A 23,777-nucleotide genomic window follows, 5' to 3' on the forward strand; every position below is an offset into this window, starting at 1 on the left:
GGCAGGACCGCGCCGGCATCCGACCGGACGCCGCCCGGGTGACGGCCGGGCCGGCGCCGCTCGCGGGACGGCGGGGCCGGGCCGGTCGCTCGGTCAGGCGCCGGTGGTGAGGGTGGCGGTCGCGGCGGCCAGGTCGGCGAGCTCCTGGCGGGCGAGGTCGGCGAACTCCCGCTCGTTGGCCGGCTCGGCCCAGCGGGCGTAGGCGTTGCGGAAGGCCAGGCAACCCAGCTCGGCCGCCAGGCTCGCGGCGGGGTCGGGCACGCCGCGCCCGCGCAGCGCCCCGGCCATGGCCGCGGTCAGGGCGGCGAGCTTGAGCAGCTCACGCTCCCGCAGGTCGGCCGAGCTCTCGACGACCGCCCGGCGCCGGTGCGCCCACGCGTGGCGCTCGCGGCCGAAGAACGTCGCCACGGCTTCCAGCGCCGCCCCCAGCGCCTCGATCGGCGCGGCCGTGCCGGGAGCGCCGGTGATCGCCTCGGCGAAGACGCCGTTGAGCCTGTCCTGGCTGCCGAACAGCACCTCGCGCTTGTCGGCGAAGTGCCGGAAGAACGTGCTCTTCGCCAGCCCGGCGCGCTCGGCGATCTCCGCCGCGGTGGTGCTCTCGTAGCCCCGCTCGACGAACAAGTCGAGCGCCGCGCGCTCCAGACGCTCCCGCGCGTTCGGCTCCCATCGTGCCATGGCCGGAAGTCTACGTGATGAGACTTGGTCCCATCAGTGCTACGGTGATGAGACCAAGTCCCATCACTTGCGGGCCAGGAGGCTCACTCATGCGTGTTCTCGTCACTGGTGGAAGCGGCCACATCGGCTCGGCCGTCGTCCCCGACCTGCTCTCCGCCGGCCACGAGGTGGTCGGCCTGGCCCGCTCCGAGGCGGCGGCCACCACGCTCAAGGCGCTGGGCGCCGAGGCCAGGCGCGGCGACCTCGACGACCTGGACGGCCTGCGCGCGGCCGCCTCCGACGCCGACGGGGTCATCCACCTCGCGTTCAAGCACGACGTCATGTACGCCGGCGACTACGCCGCCGCCATCGAGGCCGACCTGGCGGCGCTGGAGGCGTTCGGCGAGGCGCTGGCCGGCACCGGCAAGCCCTTCGTCGGCACGTCGGGCACGGTCATGGCCGCGGTCGCCGGACGCGCCGGCACCGAGGACGACACGCTGCCCCCCGGCCCCGGGCTGCAGGCCAGGGCCGCGTGCGAGAACCTGGCCGTCGGCCTCGCCGCGCGCGGCATCAGGTCCTCAGTCGTCCGGCTCCCCCTGACCACGCACAGCGCGCTGGACCGCGGCGGCTTCATCCCGACGCTCGTCGCCACCGCCCGGACCACCGGCGTGTCCGGATATCTCGGCGACGGAACCAACCGCTGGCCCGCCGTCCACACCCTGGACGCCGCCCGGCTCTACCGCCTGGCCCTGGAGCAGGCGCCGGCCGGGTCACGGCTGCACGCGGTGGCCGACGAAGGCGTCCCGTTCCGGCTGATCGCCGAGACGATCGGCCGGCGCCTGGGAGTCCCCGCCGCCGTGATCCCGGACGACGAGGCCGCGGCCCACTTCGGCTTCCTGGCCCCCGTCGTCGGGGCCGACAACCCGGCCACCAGCGCACACACCCGCGCGCTCCTGGGCTGGCGGCCGGCCCACCCGGACCTCATCGCCGACCTCGGCCTCGACCACTACTTCAGCGAAAGCTGAGGGCCCTGCTCAGCGGCGGAAGTTCCGGGCGGCGGTCAGGAAGGCGTCGTTCTCCTCGGGCGTGCCGATCGAGACGCGCACGCCCTCGCCCGCGAACGGCCGCACCGCCACGCCCTCCTCCGCGCAGGGGACGGGGAAGTCGAGGGTGCGCTCACCGAGCCGCAGCCAGACGAAGTTCGCCTCGGTGGGCGGCACCTTCCAGCCGTCCGCGATGAGCGCCTCGCGGACCCGGGTGCGCTCCTTGACCACCCGCTCGACCCGTTCGAGCAGCTCCTCCTCGGCCTCCAGCGAGGCGATGGCCGCCACCTGGGCGAGGTGGTTGACGGCGAACGGGACGATGGTCTTGCGCACGGCGGTCGCCACCGGCTCGTGCCCGACCAGGTAGCCGACGCGCAGCCCCGCCAGCCCGTACGCCTTGGAGAACGTGCGCAGCACGCAGACGTTGGGCCGGTCGCGGTAGAGGGTCAGGCCGTCGGGGACGTCCTCGTCGCGCACGTACTCGCGGTAGGCCTCGTCCAGCACCACCAGCACGTCCTCGGGCACCCGGTCGAGGAACGCCTCCAGCTCGGCCCGCCGGACGGCGGTGCCCGTCGGGTTGTTCGGGTTGCACACGAACACCATGCGGGTCCGGTCGGTGATCGCGTCGGCCATGGCGTCGAGGTCGTGGTCCTCGCCGGCCAGCGGCACCTGGACGGACGTCACCCCGGCCAGGTCGGCGAGCAGGGGGTAGGCCTCGAACGACCGCCACGCGTAGACGACCTCGACCCCGGGCTCCCCCACCGTCTCGAAGAGCTGCTGCGCCACCGTGACGGAGCCGGCCCCGAGCGCGATGTGCTCGGCGGGCACGTCGAAGCGGCGCGCGATGGCCTCGGTCAGCTTGACCGCGCCGGGGTCGGGGTAGCGGTTGATCTCCTTGGCGGCCTCGGCGATGGCCTCGACCACGGAGGGCAGCGGGCCGTAGGGGGACTCGTTGGAGGACAGTTTGTACGACCGCCCGTCGGCGGAGGTGACCGCCTTGCCCGGCTTGTAAGCGGTCATGGTGTCCAGGATCTGGCGGAAACGAGGCATGTCCTCACCTTATAAAGGCGTGGCAGGGTGAAGCATCATCCGGTTCCCGGGCTCAGGAGGGGCCCACCCACTCCTGGCATCCGCCGGTCACGAACGCCTTGTCGGACGGCAGGATGGTGACGGTGAGCGGGCCCCGGGTCGCGCCCGAGGCGATCACCTCACGGGACGTGCCCGTGAGTCCGCTCAGCCGCGCCCAGGTGCAGTCACCGCGGTAGTTGGTCATGGGGAGCTGGCCCCGGGTGGTGTACGTGCCGGGCTCGATGTCCACGCCCACCACCAGCATGCGCGGCAGGTCAGGATCGACCCTCTCGGTCCAGGGCATCGTCTTGAACACGTTGGGCAGGTCACTGGGCGGCACGCCCGCCCTGCCCGGCTGCGCGGACGCCACGGGCGCGGCGCCGGCGGATCCGTCGCCGGACGGCTCGCCGCCGAACAGGGAGAGCAGGGCAACGACGCCCGCGGCGACGACCAGAACCACGAACGCCAGGACGGCTAACGGACCAACGTCTCGGGTCATGCGATCAACCATCCCATCCGGGCGGGGCCGGGAAAAGGACTGCCGCCGGCCGGAGGCAAGGGCTGGGGGCGGGGGCTGGGGGCGGGGCTGTCGCCAGCCGGAGGCGGGGCAGGGGCGGGGAAAGGACCTCCGCCCCGACGGAACGCGGCTATTCCTTGAGGCTGCGCAGCATCGGCGGGTGGAGCAGCTCGGCGGGGCCGCGGCGGTAGAGCTTGGCGGGGCGGCCGCCGTCGCGCGTGGTCGTGCCGCCCGTCTCCAGCAGGAAGCCCTCGGCCTTCGTCACCTTCCGGTGGAAGTTGCGCGGGTCGAGCGGCCGGCCCCAGACGATCTCGTAGACCCGCCGCAGGTCGGCCACCGTGAACTCGGGCGGGCAGAAGGCCGCGCCCAGCGGGGTGTACTCCAGCTTGGCCCGCGCCCGCTCGATGCCGTCGAGCATGATGCGCCGGTGGTCGAAGGCCATGACGGTCAGGGAGTCGATCGGCTGCCAGCTCATGTGGGCCTTCTCCGAGGCCGGCAGGTCGGGGGCGAGACCGAGGTAGGCGACGCTCAGCACGCGCTGGCGCGGGTCGCGGTCGGGGTAGCCGTAGGTCTGGAGCTGCTCCAGGTGCACCGGCGCGCCCGGCAGGCCGGCCCGCTCGGACAGCAGGCGGTGGGCCGCGGCGGGCAGGTCCTCGTCGAGCTGGATGAAGCCGCCGGGCAACGACCAGCGGCGCAGGAACGGCGGGTTGTCGCGGCGCCACACGAGCGCGCACAACGCCTGGTTGCGTACGGTGAGCACGACCAGGTCGACACTGACCGGGATGCTCGGGACCATGCACGGCACGTTACACGCACGACCAGACCCCGGCGAACCACTCGCGCGGCAGCCCACGACCGGCGGCCCGGCGACCCGCGGCCCGGGAACACGCCAAAGCCCGCCCGGCGGGCCGGGGCAGGGAACGTCAGGCCGGGGCAGGGAACGTCAGGCCGGGGCAGGGAGCGTCAGGCCGCGATGCGGACGTGCAGGGGCTCGGACGTGGCCTGGCCCGAGGGCAGCTTGACGCTGATCCTGACCCACTCGCCGCCGGGCACCTGCGCCCAGTCGAACGGCACCCACGCCGTCGCCATGCCCTCCGGCAGCTCCTCCTCGATCGGGTCCTCGTCCAGCCGGCCGACCGCCGAGATCGCCATCTCCCTGGTCCCTCCCGACCAGGTCACGGTGACCGTGCCGGAGGCGAGGTTGTAGCCGCGCACCTCGACCCCGTCCTGCGCCTCGCGCGGCCGCCTGATCGCGTCCACCGCGATGGGCCGCTGCCAGTCGCGCATGATCTCCGTCTCCAGCGACGGCTCCCCGCAGGTCATGAAGTCGCTCCACATGTAGGAGACGATCTTCTGCACGTAGCGTCCGGCCATGGTGACCGCCTGGTCCAGGCGTTCCTTGTCGGTCTTGCCGCGGGTGCCCTGCGCGGCGCACGGCCGGTCGCCCGACGGCTCGAACGCCTCCACGTTGGCCCACAGCTCCACGTGATAGCCCTGGTCGATCAGCTCCTCGCGGGCCGCGGCCATCTCGCGGTAGTAGTCGCGCGTGGAGCCGTGGTAGGCCGTCTCGTACGTCGACTCGCCCACCACCGGCCGCAGCCGCTCGTCCACCTCGTCGCCGCGCTCGTCGGGCCAGAACAGCCCGACCTTGCCCGTGCCCCGGCTGTCCTGCGGCGCGATGATCCCGACCCCGGTCTTCACCAGGGCCTTGAACCCCTCGGCCACCTGCTTGGGGGTCTGCCCGAAGGCCACCCGCCGGCGCGCGTCGAGATAGGGGCTGATCAGGATCGGCTTCTTGAGCTCCTGGTCGACGATCCGGTGCTGGTCGGCGTAGACCTCCAGGGTCGGGTTGGTGGCCAGCGTGGCCGACATCTGCACCTCGAACGGCTGGTAGACGCCGCCCAGCGAGTCGCGCCCGGCGAAGCGCACGCCGTAGTCCTGGAGGATGCGGCGGGTCAGCGTGGTGAGCGTGCCGAGGTGGCGCGTCTCGGCCCTGATCGGGTTCTTCGAGTCGCGCGGCGCGAGCGGGAGCGCGGGGAAGACGCGCATGCCGAACTGGTCGCCCAGGTCGAGCAGCTTGGTGAGGCTGTCCTTGACGGAGCCGGCCACCAGGATCATGTCGTAGGAGCGCGCCCTGCTGCTGAAGTCGCACGTCGCGTCGTCGGAGCCGTCGGCCTGGGTGATCAGGCGGTAGTAGATCCGGTCGCCGACCTGGACGGAGTGCTCCATCTCGGGGCAGCGGAACAGGTCGGGGCCGAACGTCTCGTCGGTGCGGTAGACGTACATGCGGCCGACGCGGTTGCCCGGGTTGGCCTCCCGCAGGTCCCGCTCGGCGGCGTCGTGGCAGGTCAGGCCGTCTTCGCGGCAGGACTTGTAGAGCGGGTCGAGGGTGCCGTCCTTGCCCAGCACGCGGCCCTCGTCGTCGATCGTGCGGAACTGCAGGCCGTACCCGATCCGGATGACGGTGTCGCCGCCGACGCGGTGGATCTCCTGGAGCTGGCTGCGCCAGGTGCAGGGGTTCGACTTGGGCATGATCCAGTAGCCGGTGACGGCGTAGGGGGCCTTCTCGCCGGTATCGAACGTTCCACAGGGGTCGGTGAACTCGCTCACCTTGGGCGTCGGCGCGGTGCTCGACGGCGTCGGCGTCGCGGACGGCGCCGCCGTGCGGGCCGTCTCGTCGGAGGACGGCCGCAGGACGACCACCACGGCCGCGATCACGGCCAGGATGGCTGCGCCCGCGACCAGGAAGAGCCAGCGCACGTTCAGGAACCTACCCGCCCTCGGATAAATACGGGATAATTACGGCTTGACCCCGGCCCACGACTCCAGCTGGGCGACGAACCTCTTGGCCGAGTTGGGCCAGTGGTGGTTGGCGCGGGCCGCCGCGTAGCCGCGCGCGCCCTGCGCCCGGCGTTCGCGTACGTCGTCGCGCAACGTCAGCACGGCCTGCGCGACGGCCTTGGGGTCCTCCCAGGGCACCACGACGCCGCTGTCATAGCGCTCGACCAGCTCCACCGCCCGCGGCGACGGGGTCGTGATGACGGGGATGCCGTGCGCCATGTACTCCATGATCTTGGTCGGCATCGAGTGCCGGTAGTTGGGCTCGTCGTGCAGCAGCGACAGCCCGGCCAGCGCGCCGTCGAGCCGCTTGAGCGCCTCGTCGTTGGGCATGAAGTCGCGCCACTCCAGCAGCCCCTCGGTGACGGCCTGGTTGAGCATGGGGCGGCTCTGCGGATCGGCGTAACCGATCAGCTCCACCGCCACCCGGTACGGCTGCAGCAGCTTGGCCACCTCGACCGCCTCGGCCACGCCCCGGGCCCGGGAGAGCCACCCGAGATAGACCACCCGGTCGTCGCCGGGAGGCGTCACGCTGTCGGGCACCCAGGTCTCGTTGGGCACGATGGGGTGGGCGTGCTTGAACCGGCCGGCGTACGCGGTCTCGGCCAGCATCAGGTGCAGGTGCCGCTCGGCCGTGCCCTCCATGACGCGGGCCAGGAAGCGCACGGGGGGCCGCAGCGCCGACGGCAGCCACGGCTTGAGCGAGAGCGTGGCGGGGGTGTCCTCGTGGACGTCCCACACCACGGGCGGCCTGTTGCGGATGCCCCAGACGGCGAACAGCAGCTCGGGATCGTGCACCAGCACGATGTCGACCTTGTCACGCATCCGCTTGAACAGCCGCCGCGCCGCCCAGACCGCGGCCATGCGTTTGCGCTGCGCGGCCCTGGGCAGATCGACGCCGGTCACCCAGGGTCGCGGCACGACCCCGAATCCGGTGAAGGAGGCGGCGTACGTGACCTCATGACCGGCATCCACAAGGGCACGGATCTGCCGATGCAGAATTCTCGCGTCCTCGGGGTTATGCACCACCGTCATGACGAGCACGTGCACTGCGCGCAGCCCTCCGTCGCTACAGCCGCTCGACGCGTTCACCCTCGGCGAGGACGCCGCGGGTGTCCAGCACGAGCCTGGCCTTCGACTCGACCATGTCGAGGTCGAACGCGGCGTGCTGCTGCAGGAGCAGCGTCACGTCCGCGTTGATCACGGCCTCGGCCAGATCATCCTCACGCGGCACCGGGGTGCCGTCTACCGACCACTCCTTGACGTACGGGTCCGCGAACGAGAGGTCGGCGCCCAGCTCCAGCAGCGCACGCGCCACCGGCAGGGCCGGAGTCTCCCGGTCGTCGGCGATATCCGGTTTGTAGGTGACGCCGAGCATAACGACTCTCGCGCCGTTCACGGGCTTCTTATGCCTGTTCAGCAGTCGCTGTACGCGGGCCACCACATAAGACGGCATCCGCTCGTTGATCTCCTGCGCCAGCTCCACGAACCGGAACGGGTAGCCGAGCTTGCGCACGGTGTACGACAGGTAGGACGGGTCGACGGGGATGCAGTGCCCGCCCACGCCCGGCCCGGGCAGGAACTTGTGGAAGCCGAACGGCTTGGTGCCGGCCGCCTCGATGGCCTCCCACAGGTCGATCCCGAGCTCGTCGCAGAAGATCGCCATCTCGTTGACGAGGGCGATGTTGACGTGCCGGTAGGTGTTCTCCAGCAGCTTGGCCATCTCGGCCTCGCGGGTGCCGCTGACCGGCACCACCTGCTCGATGAACTGACCGTAGAACGCGGTCGCGCGGTCGCGGCAGGTCGGCGTGAAGCCGCCGACGACCTTGGGCGTGTTGCGCAGGCCGAACTTGGGGTTGCCCGGGTCGATGCGCTCGGGCGAGAAGGCGAGGTGGAAGTCCTCGCCCGCGATCAGTCCCGAGCTCTCCAGCAGCGGCCGGGCCAGCTCGTCGGTGGTGCCGGGCCACGTGGTGGACTCCAGCACGACGAGCGTGCCCTTGCGCAGGTTGCGCGCGACGGTCTTGGTGGCGCCCTCCACCGCGGACAGGTCCGGCCGGTGGTCGTCGTCCAGCGGGGTGGGCACGCAGATGACGATCGTGTTGCTCCTGGCCAGCACGCTCTCGTCGAGGGTGGCGCTGAACCCGCTGGCCAGCATGTGCTCGAGGTCGGCGTCGGTCAGGTCATCGATGTAGGACTGCCCGGCGTTGAGCGCGTCGACCTTGGCGGGGTCCACGTCCAGGCCGACGACCCGCAGGCCGGCGCCCACAGCCTCCTTGGCGAGAGGCATGCCGACGTAGCCCAGCCCGATGACAGTCAAGTCGATTTCTGTCACAGCTGTGCCTTGGGAAGCCGGAAACAACACTTCATGGTCGCAAAGGTTATCTCAAGTCCACCTAGCTCACGCCTAATGCGCCCGAACCCATCACAAGTGGGACCAAGATTCATGGTCATCATTCGGCAAGGGACCGGTATAGAGCTTGATAAGTCTCGGCAACGCGGCTCCAGGTCCGCTTGGCGGCCACTTCCGCACGGCCCGCCTCGCCCATCTCGGCGCGCTTGGCGGGGTCGTCGCGCAGGCCGGCGATCGCCTTGGCCAGCTCGGCGGGGTCGCCGGCGGGCACCAGCATCCCGGCGCCGTCGGAGCCGACGAGCTCGGACAGCGCGGGCAGATCGCTGAGCACGACCGGCTTGCCGAGCGCCATCGCCTCGACCGGTTTCAATGGCGTAACAAGCCGGCAGACGCGCAGGTCCTCGCGCGGGCAGGCGAAGATGTCGATCGCGTCCTGCGCCTGCAGCGCCTCGTCGGGGCCGACCCGTCCGGGCAGGATCGCGTCCTTCAGGCCCAGCTCCTCGACCAGGGCGAGCAGGTTCTCGCGCTCGGTGCCGTCGCCGACGATGAGCACCCGCACGGGGGTGCGCTCGTCACGCAGCAGCGCGGCGGCCCGCAGCAGGGTGGCGAAGCCCTCGTAGGCCACGATGCTGGAGACCGAGCCGACGACGATTTCGTTGTCGGCGATGCCGTACTCGCGGCGGAACGAGGCGCCGTCGTACTGGGCGGTCAGCAGCGAGTCGTCCACGGCGTTGGGCGCCAGGTGGATCTTCTCCCTGGGCACGCCGCGCTCGACGATCTCGGCGGCCATCGTCTCGGCCAGCGTGACGACCGCGTCGGCCTCGCGCATCAGGAACGCCTCGCGCTCGCGCTGGAGCACGTGCCGCTGGCTGCCCACGCGGATCGGGTCGCGCGAAGCCCAGGTCTCCTCCAGGAAGCCGCGCACCTCGTAGACGAACGGGGTGCCCGTCCGGTCGCGCACGGCGTGCGCGATGGAGCCGTTGCGGTGGTCGGTGGCGGCGTGCAGGATCTGCGGGCGCAGCTCGGTGACGAGCTTGGTGACGCGGTCGGCGGCCCTGATGATGCGGCCCTGCGTCTCGAACGGCATCTCGCCGTGGGGCTCGGGCAGCAGCCGGTGATAGGGGATGCCGTCGATCTCGTCGTACGGCGCCGCGTCCGCGTGGCCCTGCAGCATCGGCCAGCCCCAGCTCGTGACCACGTGCGGGTCGATGCCGGCGACCTTCTGGGCGGTGACGATGCGGTGGGTGCGGACGGTGTAGCCGGCCTGGGTGTACGGCAGCGCGTTCGTGACCACGTGCAGCACGCGGTTCCTGACCCGCTCCAGGATGGCCACCTTGGGCCCCGGCGGGATCGGGTCGGGGCTGATCGCGGCCAGCTCGCCCCGGTAGTAGGCGGCCCGGCGCTTGACGAAGGGGTATTTGGTGTGGGCCTCGAGCACTTCGGCGGCCTCGCTGACCCGGCCGGCGTCCCAGTGCGCCTTGGCTTCGTTCCACGGGCCCTTGACCACGCGCATGCCGAACTTGCGCACCATGCGCCGGGCCCGGCGGGCGGCCGGCCAGGCGACGCTGCCCACGATCGGCCGCAGCTTGGGCGGCAGCGTGTCGGCGGCTGCCTGGGCCACGCGGACGGGGTCGGTTCTGACCTTCGTGATGACCACGCGGGAAACGATGATCGGGTGATGGACGAAGCCCTTGAGAAGTCCACCGACGCCGGCACGGGCGGACTTCGCGGAAACCCCGTCGGATCTACGGGAGGAGTCTTGACGACTGGCGTCGGATGCCACGCTGGGACCGTACCATAGGCAGCGTTTTTTCCCTTCCGCTATGAAAGGCGAGGTCAATGAGGGAGAACCCCCTGGTCCTGCACGTATTGGGTGCTCGTCCCAATTTCGTGAAAGCGGCCCCGGTGGTGCGGGCACTCGGCGAGCTCGGCGTGCGGCAGGGCATCATTCACACAGGTCAGCACTATGACGCGCTGATGTCCGACGTCTTCTTCGCCGACCTCGGGCTGCCCGAGCCGGTGGCGAACCTGGGCGTCGGCTCCGGCAGCCACGCCAAGCAGACGGCGGCCCTGCTCGTCGGCCTGGAGGAGGTCGTCCAGGCGCAGCAGCCCGACCTGGTCGTGGTCTACGGCGACGTCAACTCCACGCTGGCGGCGATCCTGGTCTGCGCCAAGCTCGGCGTGCCGACCGCGCACGTCGAGGCGGGGCTGCGCTCGTTCGATCGGGGCATGCCCGAGGAGGTCAACCGGGTCGTCACCGACGCGCTGGCCGACCTGCTCTTCGCCACCTCGCCCGAGGCGCTGGCGTTCCTGGCGAACGAGGGCGTGCCCGCCGCCAAGGTGCACCTGGTGGGCAACCCCATGATCGACAGCCTCTTCTCGGCGCTGCCCGCGCTGGACCCGGCGCCCGTGGTGGCGCGGCTGGGCCTGCCCGCGCGCTACGCGGTGGCCACCCTGCACCGCCCGGCGAACGTGGACACTCCCGAGGCCGCCAAGGAGCTGGTCGACGCGGTGCTGGAGGTCTCGCGGCAGATCCCGGTCGTGGTGCCGGTCCACCCGCGCGGCAAGGCGCGGCTGGCCGAGGCCGGTCTGGTGGACGGCGAGTCCGTCCGGGTGGTCGACCCGCTGGGTTATGTGGACTTCCTCTCACTCGTACGCGGCGCCGCGCTGGTCGTCACGGACTCCGGCGGCGTGCAGGAGGAGACGACCATGCTGGGCGTCCCCTGCCTGACCGTCAGGCCCAACACCGAGCGCCCGATCACGATCACCCATGGCACGAACCGCCTGGTCACGCCCGCCCTGCTGCCGGCCGCGGCGGAGAAGGCGCTGGCCGACGGCGCCGCCACGCCGGCCGGGGAGCTGCCCGTGTTGTGGGACGGCAAGTCCGGACCGCGGATCGCCACGGTGATCGCCGCCTGGCTCAAGGGGGACAACCTGGCCCCCGCATCTCACGGCAAACGCCCCGAATAGCGGGCGTATCACCCGTACTATGAGTTTCTCTGCTGAGCGATAGGCGTATCACCATGGCCGAAACCCCCGAAGAGCCCACCTTCCAGCGACTCGGGCCCGTCAACTGGCTACCCGAGGAGCGCAAGCTCGTCGAGCGGTACGAGGCGGAGGTCAGGGAGCTGCGGCGGCGGCTGGAGATCGCCGAGGCCAAGGCCGCGTACGCCACCTGGAAGCTGGAGGCCACGCAGGCCAAGCGCACGTTCAAGCTGGGCGAGGCGCTCGGCTCGAAGAGCCCCGGGAAGATCGTCGAGGCGGTCCGGTCGAGGGAGCGGGCGCCCAAGCCGCCCGTCCCGGTCAGCGAGGCGATCGCGGCGGCTGAGAACCGGCCGCCGCTGGTCGAGGTGCCGGCCGTGAAGTGGCCGAACGGGCCGGTGAACCGCCCCGACCTGAAGGTCGCGGTGATCCTGGACGACTTCTCCCGGATGGCCTTCCGCTACGAGTGGGACCAGATCGAGTTCGGGCTGAAGGACTGGCCGGAGATCTTCGCCGAGAAGCGGCCCGACCTGCTGTTCTGCGAGTCGGCCTGGCACGGGAACCAGGGCCGCTGGCGCTACCAGATGACCGGCACCAACGCGCCCAAGGAGCCGCTGCGCGACCTGGTGGCCTGGTGCAGGCGCGAGGGCATCCCCACGGTCTTCTGGAACAAGGAGGACCCGCCGAACTTCGACTTCTTCATCGACACGGCCAAGCTGTTCGACTACGTGTTCACGTGCGACGGCGACATGGTGCCGAAATATCGGGAAATTTTGGGACACGACCGGGTGGACGTGCTGCAGTTCGCCGCCCAGCCCCGCGTGCACAACCCGATCCAGCAGAACAAGGGCCGCCTGCACGACGTGGTCTTCGCCGGCATGTACTTCCGGGACAAGCACCCCGAGCGTCGCGAGCAGATGGAGACCGTGCTCGACCCGGTCAGGGAGCTGGGCCTGCACATCTTCGCGCGCAACGGCGAGGTGGACGAGAAGTACGCCTGGCCCGAGAAGTACCGCCCGCACATCGTGGGCGAGCTGCCCTACGACCAGATGCTGGCCGCGTACCGGATGTACAAGGTCTTCCTCAACGTCAACTCCGTGCTCGACTCGCCCACCATGTGCGCGCGGCGCGTCTTCGAGCTGTCGGCCTGCGCGACCCCCGTGGTGTCGGGGTGGTCGCGGGCCATCGAGGAGACGTTCGGCGAGCTGGTCCCGATCGCGCGCGAGCCGGTCGAGTCCTACAACCAGGTGCTGCACCTGATCAACAGCCCCGAGCTGCGGGCCAGGATGGGGCACCTGGCGATGCGCGAGGTGTTCGACAAGCACCTGTTCTCGCACCGCGTGGACCAGATCCTCCAGGACCTCGGCCACCGCGTGACCTCCCGGTCGCGCTCGATCACCGTCGTGCTGCCCACCAACCGGGCCTCCCAGATCGAGCACGCGATCTCCTCGGTGGCCAAGCAGCGCCACCGCCCGCTCCAGCTCGTCATGGTGCTGCACGGCCTGGACATCGACCCGGTCGTGGTGGCGGACAAGGCCCGCATGGCGGGCGTCACGGACGTCACGGTCCTGCCCGCCGCCGCCGAGCTGTCGCTCGGGGCCTGCATGAACCTGGGCATCGCCGCCGCCGAGGGCGAGCTGATCGCCAAGATGGACGACGACAACCTCTACGGGGAGCACTACCTGTCGGACCTGGTCCGCGCGTTCGACTACTCCGACGCGGAGCTGACCGGCAAGGGCGCGCACTACGCGTACTTCGAGGGCAGCAACACCACGATGCTCCGCCTGCCCGGGCTGGAGCACCGCTACTCCTGGCTGGTCCAGGGCGGCACGTTCCTGGGCAAGGCCGAGCTGTTCCGCTCCTACCCCTTCGCCGACATCACCCGGGGCGAGGACACCCACCTGGTACGCCGCCTCAAGGAGGACGGGGTGAAGATCTACTCGGCGGACCGGTTCAACTTCGTCTACTGGCGCAGCGCGGACACCTCGATGCACACCTGGCAGGCCGACCACATCAAGCTGACCAGGAACGCGCAGTTCTCCTTCGTCGGCCGCCCGGACGACCACGTCCTCATCTGACCCGCCCCAGCCGACCACGTCCTCATCTGATCCGCTGCGCCGAGCCGGCCCGCCCCGCCGCGGGACGCGCCGGGGGTGACGCGTCCCGCACGGGCATGGCCCATGTCACGTGGCGACGCGGGCGAGGTTCTGGTCGGCCAGGTTCGCCAGGTCGTACAGGCCCTGCGGCTTGACCCGCTGGCCGACCACCAGCATGCTCATGATCAACGTGCCGCGCCTGATCATCACCGAGCCGATCTGGGCGGTGGTGCTGCCGCCGGCCGCCGTGGTGAGGTAGGCCCGCGACTGGTCGCCCTTGGCGGGCATCTTCAGGGTCTTCGTGCGATAGGTCACCTTCGCGCCGCCGACGTCGGTCGTGTAGTCGGCGCACTGCTTGGGCAGCGGCGCGGGGAACTCGGCCGCCGGCAGCGACACCACGGCCTGCGTGATCGAGCCGCGCGCCGCGGAGAAGGCGATCACCGCGGCCGGCGACCTGGCCACCTCCGGCTTGGCGGCGTCGAGCTGCGCGGCCCCCGCGCACAACGGCTGCTGCTCCTTGGCCTTGCGGATCGCGGCCAGGCCCTGCTGGGTGGACTTCAGCGTGCCGAACGCGCCCACCTCCGGCCCGTACGCGACGCTCATGCCCTTGGGCACCGGCAGCAGCGCGGCCCGCAGCTTGGCGCCCTCGACCTGTGGCGGGGCCGCCTCGGGAGACGAGGCGGGTGTCTTGACCTCTTCTGCTGAGGAGCATCCGGCGATGACCAGAGTGCTGACGAATATACCGGCGAATGCCTTCTTCACGGGTCCCCCATTTTCATTTCAACGGCATTATCGGAAAACGCTAGAGGACCTGGCGGGCAGGGACGCGAGCAACGCCGTTATTTACGGTATTCAGGCGATTCGCGATCGTTTCCCGGTTCGCCCACGTTAGGCATTCGTCCTGGTGACGGCCGCAGGCCCGGCGCGAGCGGCATTCACGGGTACCAGGATGCGCAAAATGTTCCCCGAACCGCTGCGCGGCACCGCCCGGCTTTTCCGCGCGCTGCCGATGATCGCGGCATGAGCCTGACTCCGCGCGCCCTCGGCATGGATCTGACCATTTCCCGGCGGGACTTCTTCGACGGCATCGCCGTGGGATGCGTGGCGGCGCCGGCGAAGCCGGCCCAGGGGACGCCAGGGCCCGCGGAGCGCTTCACCGTACGGGGGGACACGAGTGCGGCGCTCAGCGTGCCGCACGCGCTGCGGGACGGGCGGTTCTGGGAGCACGCGGGCCCCGCCGTGCCCACGGGCGAGCGCTACGACCTCGTCGTGGTCGGAGGCGGGCGCGGCGGGGCCGGGGCGGCGGCCGAGTGGCTGGCGCGGCATCCGCGCGACCGGGTCCTGATCCTCGACAACCACGACGATCCCGGCGGCCCCGGTGACCCCCGCGACCCTGGTGACCCTGGTGACCCCGGCCGTGGCAAGGCCCTCTGGGGGCCGGGCCCGTTCGACGCGGTGATGTGCGACGAGGAGAGCTTCGGGGCCGACACGCTGGTCAGGGTCGGCACGCCCGGCTGGGTCGAGCGGCTGCCGATCGCCCGGCGGGCCCGGCGGGACCTGCTCGCGCTGCACGGTGACGCGCCCGACTGGTTCCCCGGGCTGACGGCGGAGGGCAAGCAGGAGCGGCTGGCGGAGCTGACGTACTCGCGGTTCCTGCGGGAGGTGTGCGGGGCGCATCCGGACGTGGAGCGGTTCTGCCGGACGATGTCGTGCGCGGAGTGGGGCTACGACACGCGGGCGTTCGGCGCGATCGACGCCTGGGGCACCGGGTATCCGGGGTTCGGCGGGCTGGGGCTGGACCGGGAGAAGCCGTCCCGGTACAACTCGCCGACCGTGCGGGGGCGCTGGCACGGGCCGGCGGTGGACTCGCCCCCGCTGGAGATGACCGCGCTGGAGAGGACCGCGCCGGGGCCGGGCGGGCCGGCACCGGGCGGGCGGGCACCGGGCGGGCGGGTGCGGGACGGGCGGGTGCGGGTGCGGCCGGGCAGTCCGGTGGTGTCCGTGCGCGACGGGACGGCGGCGGCGACCGTGGGCTACTTCGACGGGCACCGGGTGCGCACCGTGGAGGCCGGGGCGGTGATCCTGGCCTGCTGGAGCGCGGTCGTGCCGTACCTGGTGCCCGGCCTGCCGGCGGAACGGCGGCGGGCGCTGCGCGCGGCCGTGCGGGTGCCGCTGGTGCGGGCCGACGTGCGGCTGCGCGAGGCGGGGGCGTGGCGGCGGCTGGGCGCGCGGCGGGTTCGGTGGACGGGCGCGTACTGGCGCGCGTGCGCGTTCGCGCCCCCGGACACCGTGCGCCTGCTGGCCACGCCGTGCCGGTCGGAGCTGGGGCCCGACGCGGGCTCGGCGGCGGGGCGGCGGGAGTTGTTCCGCACGCCGTACGACGTGCTGGAGCGGACCGTACGTGACCAGCTCGCGCGGCTGCTCGGCCCGGCCGGGTTCGACCCCGGCCGCGACATCGCCGCCATCACCGTGCACCGGTGGGGCCACGCGCTCGCGCCCGAGTACTGCCGGCCGTGGCACGCGTTCTACCCCGACGGGCCGTTCCCCGCGGACGCGGCGCGCGGGCCCTTCGGCAGGATCGCGATCGCCGGCTCCGACGCCGGGCCCGGCTCCCGCGACGAGGCCCCCGTCCTGGCCGCGCGCCGGGCGGTGGCGGAGCTGTCGCGATGAGGCGGCCGTGGCCGGGCGGCTCACCGCCCCGGGCGTGACGCCGTGGCAGGTGCCCGTGTACACGCTGCTCACCTGGGCCGGACTCATCGTGATCTCGCTGGTGGTGCCGGCGTGGTCGTGGTCGACGCTCGCGGCGGCCCGCCGCGACCGGGGACTCTTGTCGCAATAATCCCGGTAATAACGCCTTCCTCCCACTGCGCCGGAAGCATAATCGGTGCTAGTCTCCTGTGCGATCTTCCGGAGGTGTATTTACACAAGGTGTGGAAATGCCCCCGACTCGAGGTTGGGACATGGGCTCGCGAAACCGGTCAATTCGGTTCAAGATCTTTTTATTGCTGCTGCTACCCCTCCTGTCTCTGAGCGCGCTCTGGGGTTTCGTCCTCAACCTCACCATGAGCGACGCCCGGTCGCTGCTTCGCGCCAACGCCCTGTACGAGACCATCGGCATCACCTCCACCGACCTGGGACTTCAGCTCCAGGCCGAGCGCGTGCGCTCGGCCGAGGCGCTCACCACGCGTGAGCTCACCGAGGTGCTCAACGGCCAGCGCGCCCGCACCGACAGCTCCGTCGCGGACTTCCGGCAGGCCGTCACCGACGCCGGCGGCGCGGTCGGCGAGGACCTGCGCCTGACGCTCGACACCCTCGACTCGGCGCTCGACCGGCTCGACACGATCCGCGCCGACATCGACAGCGGGCTCAGCTCCCGCCTGGCCGGGCTCAACGAGTACAACCGCGTCCTCGACGCGCTCTTCGCGCTCTCCGACCACCTCGTCTCCGTCCCCGACCTGACGATCTACCAGCAGGCGTCGTCGTTGCAGGCCATGGGCATGGCCAGGGAGTACATCGCCAGGGAGCACGCCCTGGTCATCGGCGCCCTGGCCGACGGGCGGCTCACCGAGCCCGAGACCGCCGCCTTCACCGAGTACGCCGCCTCCAGGAAGTTCCTGCACTCGCGCGGCCTGGCCGGGCTCGACGTGACGCTGCGCAGGCCGTACGAGCAGGTCTTCGCCACCGAGCCGTTCCTCGGCTTCGCCACCATGGAGTCACGGGTCATCAAGACCGGCGCGCCGCCCGACGCCGACGGCTGGCGCGCGGCCGTCGACAAGCTCACCACCCGCCTCGACGACCTCTCGACGAGCTCCTCCGCCGTCCTGGCCGGGCGCACCTCCGAGGCGGCCACGGGAACCGTGGTCCAGATCGCCGTCGCCGGCGGCGCCGGTTTGATCGCCGTGCTCGCGTCGATCATCATCTCTGTACGCTTCGGTCGTCGCCTGGCCGGAGAGCTGGCCGGGCTGCGCGGCGCCGCGGTCGAGCTGTCGCAGCAGCGGCTGCCCGACCTCGTGGCACGCCTGCGCCGGGGCGAGGACGTCGACGTGCGGAAGGAGGCCAAGGCGATCAAAGTGAGCGGTTCCGCCGAGATCACCGACGTGGCCAGGGCCTTCGGCTACGTGCAGCGCACCGCCGTGACGGCCGCCATCGGCCAGGCCGCGCTGCGGCGCGGGGTCGGCCAGGTCTTCCTCAACCTCGCCCGGCGCAAGCAGGGCCTGCTGCACCGCCAGCTCGCGCTGCTCGACGGCATGCAGCGGCGTACACATGACCCCGACAAGCTGGAAGAGCTCTTCCGCCTCGACCACCTGACCACCCGCATGCGCCGGCACGCCGAGAGCCTGATCGTGCTGTCCGGCGCCGCCCCCGGCCGCGCCTGGCGCAAGCCGGTGCCCGTGATCGACATCGTCCGGGCCGCCGTCGCCGAGGTCGAGGACTACACCCGGGTCTCCGTGGAGGCCATGCCGGCCGGCGCGATCGACGGCACCGCCGCCGCCGACCTGACCCACCTGGTGGCCGAGCTGGTCGAGAACGCCACCATCTACTCCCCGCCCGACACCGTCGTGCGGGTGCGCGGCGACATGGTGAGCAACGGCTACGCCATCGAGGTGGAGGACAAGGGCCTCGGCCTGGCGGCCCACGAGTACGCGCGGCTCAACGCGCTGCTGGCCGCGCCGCCCGAGTTCGACCTGGCCGACAGCGACCGGCTCGGCCTGTTCGTGGTGGCCACGCTGGCCCGGCGGCACGGGATCAACGTGCTGCTGCGCCGCTCGCCGTTCGGCGGCACCGTCGCCATCGTGCTGGTGCCGCGCTCGTCGGTGACCGAGCAGTCCGCGCTGGAGGCCGCCGGGGGTGACGGCCGGGCCGCGCTGCCCAGCCGCACCAGGCGCAAGGCGCTCGCGGTCGTGAGCTCCGGCAGCCACGCCGGGCTGCCCAGGAGGGTACGCCAGGCCAACCTGGTGCCACAGCTCAAGGAGGCGCCGCCGGAGACCGGGCCGGAGCAGCCGGCGGAACGCTCTCCCGACGAGGTACGCGACCTGTTCTCCGCCTTCCAGCGGGGGACCCAACGCGCCAGAGAAGAAGCCTCTGAGGAGGGGCCAGTGAATGAGGGGGATGCATGAGTGCGCCGACCACCAACGCCGGTGAGCTGAACTGGCTGCTGGACGATCTGACCGCGCGGGTCGCCGCCGTGCGGCAGGCGGTCATCCTGTCGACCGACGGCCTGGCCGTGGGTCACTCCAAGGGGCTGACCCGCGAGGACGCCGAGCACCTGTCGGCCGTGGCGGCCGGGTTCCAGAGCCTGGCCCGCGGTACCGGGCGGCATTTCGGCGGCGGCGACGTGCGCCAGACCATCGTGGAGATGGAGTCGGCGTTCCTGTTCGTGACCGCGGCCGGCCAGGGCACCTGCCTGGCCGTGATCGCCGACGCGAACGTGGACGTCGGCCAGATCGCCTACGAGATGGCGATGCTGGTCAAGCGGGTGGGCCAGCACATCACCACCAACCCGCGCGCTGGAGCGTCATGAGCGATAGCCCGCAGTGGTTCGATGAGGAGGCGGGACCGGTCGTCCGGCCTTATGCTCTCATTCGCGGTCGCACACGCTCCTCGGGAGACGCGTTCGACCTCGTGGCCACCGTGCGCGCCATCGGCGATCCCTCCGGCGCGCTCGGGCCCGAACAGCAGCTCATCCTGCGGGCAGCCCGTGAACCGATCTCGGTGGCCGACCTGGCCGTCGAGCTCGACCTGCCCGTCGGCGTCATCCGGGTCCTACTCGGTGACATGCGTGACCACGGCCTCATCTCGGTGACGTCGCCCTCCGCCGGAGGGTCGCGGTCGAATGAGCGCATTCTCAAGGAAGTGATCAATGGACTCCGTGCTCTCTGAGGACCCCGTCGCGCTCAAGATCCTGATCGCGGGTGGGTTCGGCGTCGGCAAGACCACCTTGGTCGGGTCGATCAGCGAGATCAAGCCACTGCGCACGGAGGAGGTGCTGTCCGACCGCGGGATCGGCGTCGACGACCTCGACGGGGTGGAGGCCAAGACGACCACCACCGTGGCGATGGACTTCGGCCGCATCACGATCCGCGAAGGGCTGGTCGTCTACCTGTTCGGCACCCCCGGGCAGGAGCGGTTCTGGTTCATGTGGGACGAGCTGTCCTACGGCGCGCTGGGCGCGGTCGTGATCGCCGACACCCGGCGGCTGACCGACTGCTTCCCGTCGGTCGACTACTTCGAGCAGCGCGGCACGCCCTTCGTGGTGGCCGTCAACTGCTTCGACGGCGCGGAGCAGCACAGCGTGGACGACGTGCGCATCGCGCTCGACCTGGACGACGACGTCCCGGTCATGCTCTGCGACGTGCGGCGCCGGACCTCGGCCAAGGAGGTCATGATCACCCTGGTCGAGCACAGCCTCAGAACGCTCGCCTCGGCGAACTGAGGCGCAGAGGTCAGAGGGCGCGCAGGCCGTTGATCACCTCGCGGAGCAGGCTCTCCGACGGGGTGGCGGCCCGGTCCCTGGGCGGGCGCACCGTCACCAGGCCGTGCTCCAGCAGGTCCCCCAGGAGCACCCGCACGACGCCGACGGGCAGGCCGAGATCCGAGGCGACCTCGGCGACCGGCCGTTGCCGCGCCGCCACGCAGGCGAGCAGCCGCCGGTGCTGGGCGCCCAGCTCGGCCTTCGAGGGGGCGGGCAGCCCCGTCGAGACGACGATCGCCAGCAGGTCGACCTCCGAGGAGGCGGACCTGGTGCGACCGCGCGCCACCGCGTACGGCCGCACGACGGGTCCGGCCTCCTCGTCAACCCACTCGTGCTCGCGGCTCACGATTGAGATCCCCCATCCTGGTCGCTTTCCTGCCGTCCGCGTTGCCAGCCGGACTGGAGCGAGGAGAGCAGGGCCCTGGCCTCCTCGGGCGAGCGCTCCTCGGGTGAGCGCTCCTCGGCCGGCGGTGCGGGGGGTGGCGCCTGCTTCAGCCGCTGCGGCAGACCCGTCTGCCGTTCCCGTTGCGGCAGGCCGGCGCCGCGTTCGCGCTGCGTGCCCTGCTCGTGCTGAACCCCGTGCTCGTGCTGAACCCCGTGCTCGTGCTGAACCCTGTGCTCGTACTCGTGCCCGGGCTGCGTGCCCTGCTCGTTCAGCAGGGCGTGCTCGTGCTGCGGGTAGCGCTCGCGCGGCCCGGTGCGCTCGCGGCGGGGCAGGCCCGTGCTGCGCTCGCGGCGCGGCAGGTGCCGCGCCGGCTCGCCGTCCTGCGGCGGCGCCTGATGCAGCGCCGACGTCCCGTTACGGCCGGTCGCGCCGCCGCCGGCGCTCCCGTTCGCGCTGCCGTTCGCGCTCCCGTTCGCGCTGCCGTTCGCGCTCCCGTTCGCGCTGCCGTTCGCGCTCCCGTTCGTGCTGCCGTTCGCGGCGCGTCTGCTGGTACGGATCCGCCGCGGCAGCTGCCCCGGCCCCGTGGCCTCCGAGGTGTCCGGCCGGATGACCGACACGGACACGGACTCGAGCTCCACCGGCGGCGCGATGGGCTCCACCAGCGTGGCGGGCACCAGCACGATGGCCGTGGTGCCGCCGTACGGGGAGGGCTTGAGCGTCACCTTGACGCCGTGCCTGGCCGCGAGCATGCCGACCACCGCGAAGCCCAGCCGCTCGGTCTGCGAGGGGTCGAACTCCGGCGGGCTGCTCAGGCGCTCGTTGATGGCCCTGCGCGTGGCCTCGTCCAGGCCCAGGCCGCGGTCCTCGATCTCGACCGCGAAGCCCCTGCCGACCATCTCGCCGTGCACCGCGACCTCGTTGCTGGGCGAGGAGAAGGCGGTGGCGTTCTCGATCAGCTCGGCGAACAGGTGCATGAGGTCGGCCACCGCCGCGCCGGACACGCCCGCCTCGGGCATCGGGTAGACGCGTACCCGGGTGTACTCCTCCACCTGGGCGGCGGCGCCGCTGAGCACGTCCTCCATCGGGATGACGCCGCGCCACCTGCGGCCCGCCGAGCCGCCCGAGAGCAGCACGAGGCCCTCGGCGTGGCGGCGCATGCGGGTGGTCAGGTGGTCGAGCTTGAACAGCCGCTCCAGCGCCTCGGGCTCCTCGGTCTGGTGCTGCATCTCGTCCAGCAGCCTGAGCTGGCGCTGGAGCAGCGACTGGCTGCGCCTGGCCAGGTTGCGCAGCGCCTCGGAGACGCCCTCGCGCAGCCTGGCCTGCTCGACGGCCGCGTCCACGGCCGTGCTCTGCACGCTGTCGAACGCCGCCGCCAGGTCGCTGACCTCGCTGGTCGACTTGGCGCTCACCGTGATGGGCGGCGCCTCGGAGGCGATGTCCACCGGCTCGCCCTTGCGCAGCTTGGCCACGACGTCGGGCAGCCTGATCTCCGCCAGGTCCAGCGCGGTGCGCCGCAGCGCCCCCAGCTCCCGGGTGAGCCGGCGGCCGATCCTGATCGAGATGACGATCGAGACGACGACGGCGAGCAGGCCGAGCGCGCCGGCCACCGCGGCCCGCACCACGATGGCCACGCCCGCGGGCTCCATCCTGGCCAGCAGCTTGTCGCCGGTGCGCCAGATCGCCTCGCGGTACTCCTTCTGCACCTGGTCGGCGATGCCCCGCCAGAGGTCCAGGTCCAGCGGCCGGCCGCTGATGGTGGCCTCCAGGAGGTTCTCCATCGTCATGTAGCGGGGCGAGTAGTACAGCTTCTCGAACGGGGCCCGCAGCTCGGTGTCGAGGTTGGCCAGCGCCTTGGGGAACAGGTGCGTACGGGTGCCGTCTATGCCGGCCAGCAGGTGCACGTCGTGCATGCTCGCCCGGCCGTTGGAGGCGATGATCAGGGCGTGCTCGCGGGCCAGCAGCTCGCGCACCTCGTCGGCCGCGATCAGGCCCTGGGCCTGCAGCGCCAGCTCCAGGTCGGTGCTCATGGTCAGCCGGGAGTACAGCAGGTGGATCTCGTCGGAGATCTTCGCGTACTCGGTGACGAGGCCGCCGGGCGTGAGCTGGCGGTTGTCCACCTTGCGCCGGATGTCGGGAAGCCGGTCGATCGTCTCGAAGACCGTCTGGAGCTGGGCCTTCATGTCCTCGGTGAGCGCGGACTGGGTGTCCTCGGACATCGCCTGCCTGCGCAGGCCGGCGTTGTTGGCGTCCACCTTGGCGCGCGCCTTGGCCAGCGCGTCGGCGTCGCCGCCCGTGCCCGCCAGGCGTTCGGCCGAGGCCAGGCGTTCGGTCTGCAGGTTGCCGACCAGGCCGTCGGCGTTGTTGATGACGTTCGTCCAGATGGTCTCGACCTTGAGCAGGCTGAGGGCCTCCCCCGACGTGGTGCTCGCGGCGAAGCCCCAGAGCGCGATCAGGGAGATCAAGGGGATGACGAGCAGCGTCGAGATCTTGAATCTGATGGATCTGCCCGATGCCATGACACCTGCTCCCGGATAGAAGATCGCGGGAGAGAATAGCACCGAAACCTATGGTTTTAAGATCGACTAGCGATAAATCTGTGATATGTCGGGAAATTTGCGGCCTTGTGCGGTGCGGGTACGGCGCTCGCGGCGTTCCGGCGCCACGCCACCCGTACCAGCCAGGCGGCCAGCACCGCCAGCAGCGCCACCTCCGCGCCCAGCAGCAACCGCTCGACGAGCCCGATCATCACCCGCTCGCCCGGCAGCGCCACGTAGGTGATGGCCAGCACGCCGAAACCGCCCGCCAGGGTCACCCACTCCACCACCCGCGCCACCGGCTTCCAGGAGGCGTCCGCGGCCAGCCGGGGCACCATCAGCGCGCCGGCGGCCGGCAGGCTCACGAAGGCGGCGATGGAGACGTACCGGTGGATCTGGGCCGCCAGGTCGAGGTCCTGGCCGATGGGCGTGGTCGGGACCACGGCGGCCACCACCAGCGCTCCCGACCACGCCATCAGCAACCACTGGGGGGCGCCCTTGATCGGGGCCCCCACGGACCGCAGGCCCGCCAGCAGCGCCAGCGACCCGATCCCGAGCACCGCCATCGCCACCTCCGTGACGCCCCCGCGGTCGGACACGGCGTACTCGCTGATGGTGACGTTCAGGGGGTCGAGGTAGGGGTCGGGGCCGAACTGGCCGGCCACGACGGCGACCACCGAGAACAGGATCGAGGCGCAGGCGATCCAGGGGTAGAGCCTCTTGGCTGCGGTCATGGGTCCACTCTCGCGGCCGGGGCCCGGGCCTCGCATCCGGATCCTTCCCTGGCCCGACCCTGACCCCACCCCTGACCCCGGGGACGGGAACCCGGAGCGGGCAG

Annotated in this window: 21 protein-coding genes; 9 read left to right on the forward strand and 12 right to left on the reverse strand. The window is 71.6% G+C overall.

Annotated elements, in window-relative coordinates; all coding sequences use genetic code 11:
* Nucleotides 1-93: 93 nt before the first annotated feature.
* Nucleotides 94-675 (reverse strand): TetR/AcrR family transcriptional regulator, encoded by a 582-nt coding sequence (locus IO39_RS10195; protein ID WP_043619625.1) that lies wholly within the window; start codon nucleotides 673-675, stop codon nucleotides 94-96.
* A gap of 89 nt (nucleotides 676-764) precedes the next feature.
* On the opposite strand from IO39_RS10195, the gene IO39_RS10200 reads away from it, so the two are divergent.
* Complete coding sequence (locus IO39_RS10200; protein WP_043619627.1) at nucleotides 765-1,679, forward strand: SDR family oxidoreductase; 915 nt, start codon at nucleotides 765-767, stop codon at nucleotides 1,677-1,679.
* A 9-nt stretch (nucleotides 1,680-1,688) separates the two neighbouring features.
* Here IO39_RS10200 and hisC read toward each other — a convergent pair whose 3' ends face one another.
* From hisC to IO39_RS10235, 7 genes are all read right to left on the reverse strand, one after another.
* The gene (gene hisC / locus IO39_RS10205) at nucleotides 1,689-2,747 is read right to left on the reverse strand and encodes a histidinol-phosphate transaminase (protein ID WP_211266967.1); all 1,059 of its coding nucleotides are present in this window, start codon (nucleotides 2,745-2,747) and stop codon (nucleotides 1,689-1,691) included.
* A gap of 52 nt (nucleotides 2,748-2,799) precedes the next feature.
* On the reverse strand, nucleotides 2,800-3,264 hold the full coding sequence (locus IO39_RS50440; RefSeq protein WP_157548138.1) for an Rv1352/Rv1906c domain-containing protein: 465 nt from the start codon (nucleotides 3,262-3,264) through the stop codon (nucleotides 2,800-2,802).
* 148 nt (nucleotides 3,265-3,412) lie between these two features.
* Nucleotides 3,413-4,078 (reverse strand): NUDIX hydrolase, encoded by a 666-nt coding sequence (locus IO39_RS10215; protein WP_043619629.1) that lies wholly within the window; start codon nucleotides 4,076-4,078, stop codon nucleotides 3,413-3,415.
* Nucleotides 4,079-4,245: 167 nt separating this feature from the next.
* A complete protein-coding gene (locus IO39_RS10220; protein WP_043619631.1) occupies nucleotides 4,246-6,042 on the reverse strand; it encodes a DUF4434 domain-containing protein in 1,797 nt (598 codons plus the stop codon).
* A 39-nt stretch (nucleotides 6,043-6,081) separates the two neighbouring features.
* Nucleotides 6,082-7,170 (reverse strand): glycosyltransferase, encoded by a 1,089-nt coding sequence (locus IO39_RS10225; protein WP_043619633.1) that lies wholly within the window; start codon nucleotides 7,168-7,170, stop codon nucleotides 6,082-6,084.
* Nucleotides 7,171-7,189: 19 nt separating this feature from the next.
* Nucleotides 7,190-8,437 (reverse strand): nucleotide sugar dehydrogenase, encoded by a 1,248-nt coding sequence (locus IO39_RS10230; RefSeq protein ID WP_281200068.1) that lies wholly within the window; start codon nucleotides 8,435-8,437, stop codon nucleotides 7,190-7,192.
* A gap of 133 nt (nucleotides 8,438-8,570) precedes the next feature.
* Nucleotides 8,571-10,127, reverse strand: coding sequence for a glycosyltransferase family 4 protein (locus tag IO39_RS10235; RefSeq protein WP_245641894.1), 1,557 nt, complete (start codon nucleotides 10,125-10,127; stop codon nucleotides 8,571-8,573).
* A 182-nt stretch (nucleotides 10,128-10,309) separates the two neighbouring features.
* On the opposite strand from IO39_RS10235, the gene wecB reads away from it, so the two are divergent.
* Nucleotides 10,310-11,440, forward strand: a complete 1,131-nt coding sequence (wecB, locus tag IO39_RS10240; protein ID WP_043619639.1) for a non-hydrolyzing UDP-N-acetylglucosamine 2-epimerase — start codon at nucleotides 10,310-10,312, stop codon at nucleotides 11,438-11,440.
* A gap of 53 nt (nucleotides 11,441-11,493) precedes the next feature.
* A complete protein-coding gene (locus IO39_RS10245; RefSeq protein ID WP_043619649.1) occupies nucleotides 11,494-13,530 on the forward strand; it encodes a glycosyltransferase family protein in 2,037 nt (678 codons plus the stop codon).
* A gap of 105 nt (nucleotides 13,531-13,635) precedes the next feature.
* Here the strand turns inward: IO39_RS10245 and IO39_RS10250 are convergent, their stop codons facing one another.
* The gene (locus IO39_RS10250) at nucleotides 13,636-14,310 is read right to left on the reverse strand and encodes a hypothetical protein (protein ID WP_043619652.1); all 675 of its coding nucleotides are present in this window, start codon (nucleotides 14,308-14,310) and stop codon (nucleotides 13,636-13,638) included.
* Between the two features lie 258 nt (nucleotides 14,311-14,568).
* Here IO39_RS10250 and IO39_RS10255 point away from each other — a divergent pair, with 258 nt between their 5' ends.
* From IO39_RS10255 to IO39_RS10275, 6 genes are all read left to right on the forward strand, one after another.
* The gene (locus IO39_RS10255) at nucleotides 14,569-16,218 is read left to right on the forward strand and encodes an FAD-dependent oxidoreductase (protein ID WP_245641895.1); all 1,650 of its coding nucleotides are present in this window, start codon (nucleotides 14,569-14,571) and stop codon (nucleotides 16,216-16,218) included.
* Between the two features lie 7 nt (nucleotides 16,219-16,225).
* A complete protein-coding gene (locus tag IO39_RS54275; RefSeq protein WP_157548140.1) occupies nucleotides 16,226-16,387 on the forward strand; it encodes a hypothetical protein in 162 nt (53 codons plus the stop codon).
* Nucleotides 16,388-16,550: 163 nt separating this feature from the next.
* A complete protein-coding gene (locus IO39_RS10260; protein ID WP_052422692.1) occupies nucleotides 16,551-18,665 on the forward strand; it encodes a sensor histidine kinase in 2,115 nt (704 codons plus the stop codon).
* Nucleotides 18,662-19,069: a roadblock/LC7 domain-containing protein gene (locus IO39_RS10265; protein ID WP_043619654.1), complete on the forward strand. Its 408-nt coding sequence runs from the start codon at nucleotides 18,662-18,664 to the stop codon at nucleotides 19,067-19,069. The genes IO39_RS10260 and IO39_RS10265 overlap by 4 nt, the downstream gene beginning before the upstream one ends.
* Nucleotides 19,066-19,428: a DUF742 domain-containing protein gene (locus tag IO39_RS10270; RefSeq protein WP_043619656.1), complete on the forward strand. Its 363-nt coding sequence runs from the start codon at nucleotides 19,066-19,068 to the stop codon at nucleotides 19,426-19,428. The genes IO39_RS10265 and IO39_RS10270 overlap by 4 nt, the downstream gene beginning before the upstream one ends.
* Nucleotides 19,409-19,981, forward strand: coding sequence for a GTP-binding protein (locus IO39_RS10275; RefSeq protein ID WP_043619658.1), 573 nt, complete (start codon nucleotides 19,409-19,411; stop codon nucleotides 19,979-19,981). The genes IO39_RS10270 and IO39_RS10275 overlap by 20 nt, the downstream gene beginning before the upstream one ends.
* 10 nt (nucleotides 19,982-19,991) lie before the next feature.
* Here IO39_RS10275 and IO39_RS10280 read toward each other — a convergent pair whose 3' ends face one another.
* From IO39_RS10280 to IO39_RS10290, 3 genes are read right to left on the reverse strand one after another with little or no spacing between them, the layout of a single operon-like run.
* Nucleotides 19,992-20,366, reverse strand: coding sequence for a DUF742 domain-containing protein (locus tag IO39_RS10280; protein ID WP_052422693.1), 375 nt, complete (start codon nucleotides 20,364-20,366; stop codon nucleotides 19,992-19,994).
* A complete protein-coding gene (locus tag IO39_RS10285) occupies nucleotides 20,363-22,921 on the reverse strand; it encodes a sensor histidine kinase (RefSeq protein ID WP_052422694.1) in 2,559 nt (852 codons plus the stop codon). The genes IO39_RS10280 and IO39_RS10285 overlap by 4 nt, the downstream gene beginning before the upstream one ends.
* A 56-nt stretch (nucleotides 22,922-22,977) precedes the next feature.
* Nucleotides 22,978-23,673: a DUF998 domain-containing protein gene (locus tag IO39_RS10290; protein WP_043619662.1), complete on the reverse strand. Its 696-nt coding sequence runs from the start codon at nucleotides 23,671-23,673 to the stop codon at nucleotides 22,978-22,980.
* Nucleotides 23,674-23,777: the final 104 nt, after the last annotated feature.

This window comes from Nonomuraea candida, from assembly GCF_000725485.1.
GTDB classification, from domain to species: domain Bacteria; phylum Actinomycetota; class Actinomycetes; order Streptosporangiales; family Streptosporangiaceae; genus Nonomuraea; species Nonomuraea candida.

Bases quoted from the DNA above. Each gene is read 5' to 3' on its own strand.
- IO39_RS10195 (WP_043619625.1), bottom strand. From the start codon at position 675: ATGGCACGATGGGAGCCGAACGCGCGGGAGCGTCTGGAGCGCGCGGCG.
- IO39_RS10200 (WP_043619627.1), top strand. From the start codon at position 765: ATGCGTGTTCTCGTCACTGGTGGAAGCGGCCACATCGGCTCGGCCGTC.
- hisC (WP_211266967.1), bottom strand. From the start codon at position 2,747: ATGCCTCGTTTCCGCCAGATCCTGGACACCATGACCGCTTACAAGCCG.
- IO39_RS50440 (WP_157548138.1), bottom strand. From the start codon at position 3,264: ATGACCCGAGACGTTGGTCCGTTAGCCGTCCTGGCGTTCGTGGTTCTG.
- IO39_RS10215 (WP_043619629.1), bottom strand. From the start codon at position 4,078: ATGGTCCCGAGCATCCCGGTCAGTGTCGACCTGGTCGTGCTCACCGTA.
- wecB (WP_043619639.1), top strand. From the start codon at position 10,310: ATGAGGGAGAACCCCCTGGTCCTGCACGTATTGGGTGCTCGTCCCAAT.
- IO39_RS10245 (WP_043619649.1), top strand. From the start codon at position 11,494: ATGGCCGAAACCCCCGAAGAGCCCACCTTCCAGCGACTCGGGCCCGTC.
- IO39_RS10255 (WP_245641895.1), top strand. From the start codon at position 14,569: ATGAGCCTGACTCCGCGCGCCCTCGGCATGGATCTGACCATTTCCCGG.
- IO39_RS10265 (WP_043619654.1), top strand. From the start codon at position 18,662: ATGAGTGCGCCGACCACCAACGCCGGTGAGCTGAACTGGCTGCTGGAC.
- IO39_RS10270 (WP_043619656.1), top strand. From the start codon at position 19,066: ATGAGCGATAGCCCGCAGTGGTTCGATGAGGAGGCGGGACCGGTCGTC.
- IO39_RS10275 (WP_043619658.1), top strand. From the start codon at position 19,409: ATGGACTCCGTGCTCTCTGAGGACCCCGTCGCGCTCAAGATCCTGATC.
- IO39_RS10285 (WP_052422694.1), bottom strand. From the start codon at position 22,921: ATGGCATCGGGCAGATCCATCAGATTCAAGATCTCGACGCTGCTCGTC.
- IO39_RS10290 (WP_043619662.1), bottom strand. From the start codon at position 23,673: ATGACCGCAGCCAAGAGGCTCTACCCCTGGATCGCCTGCGCCTCGATC.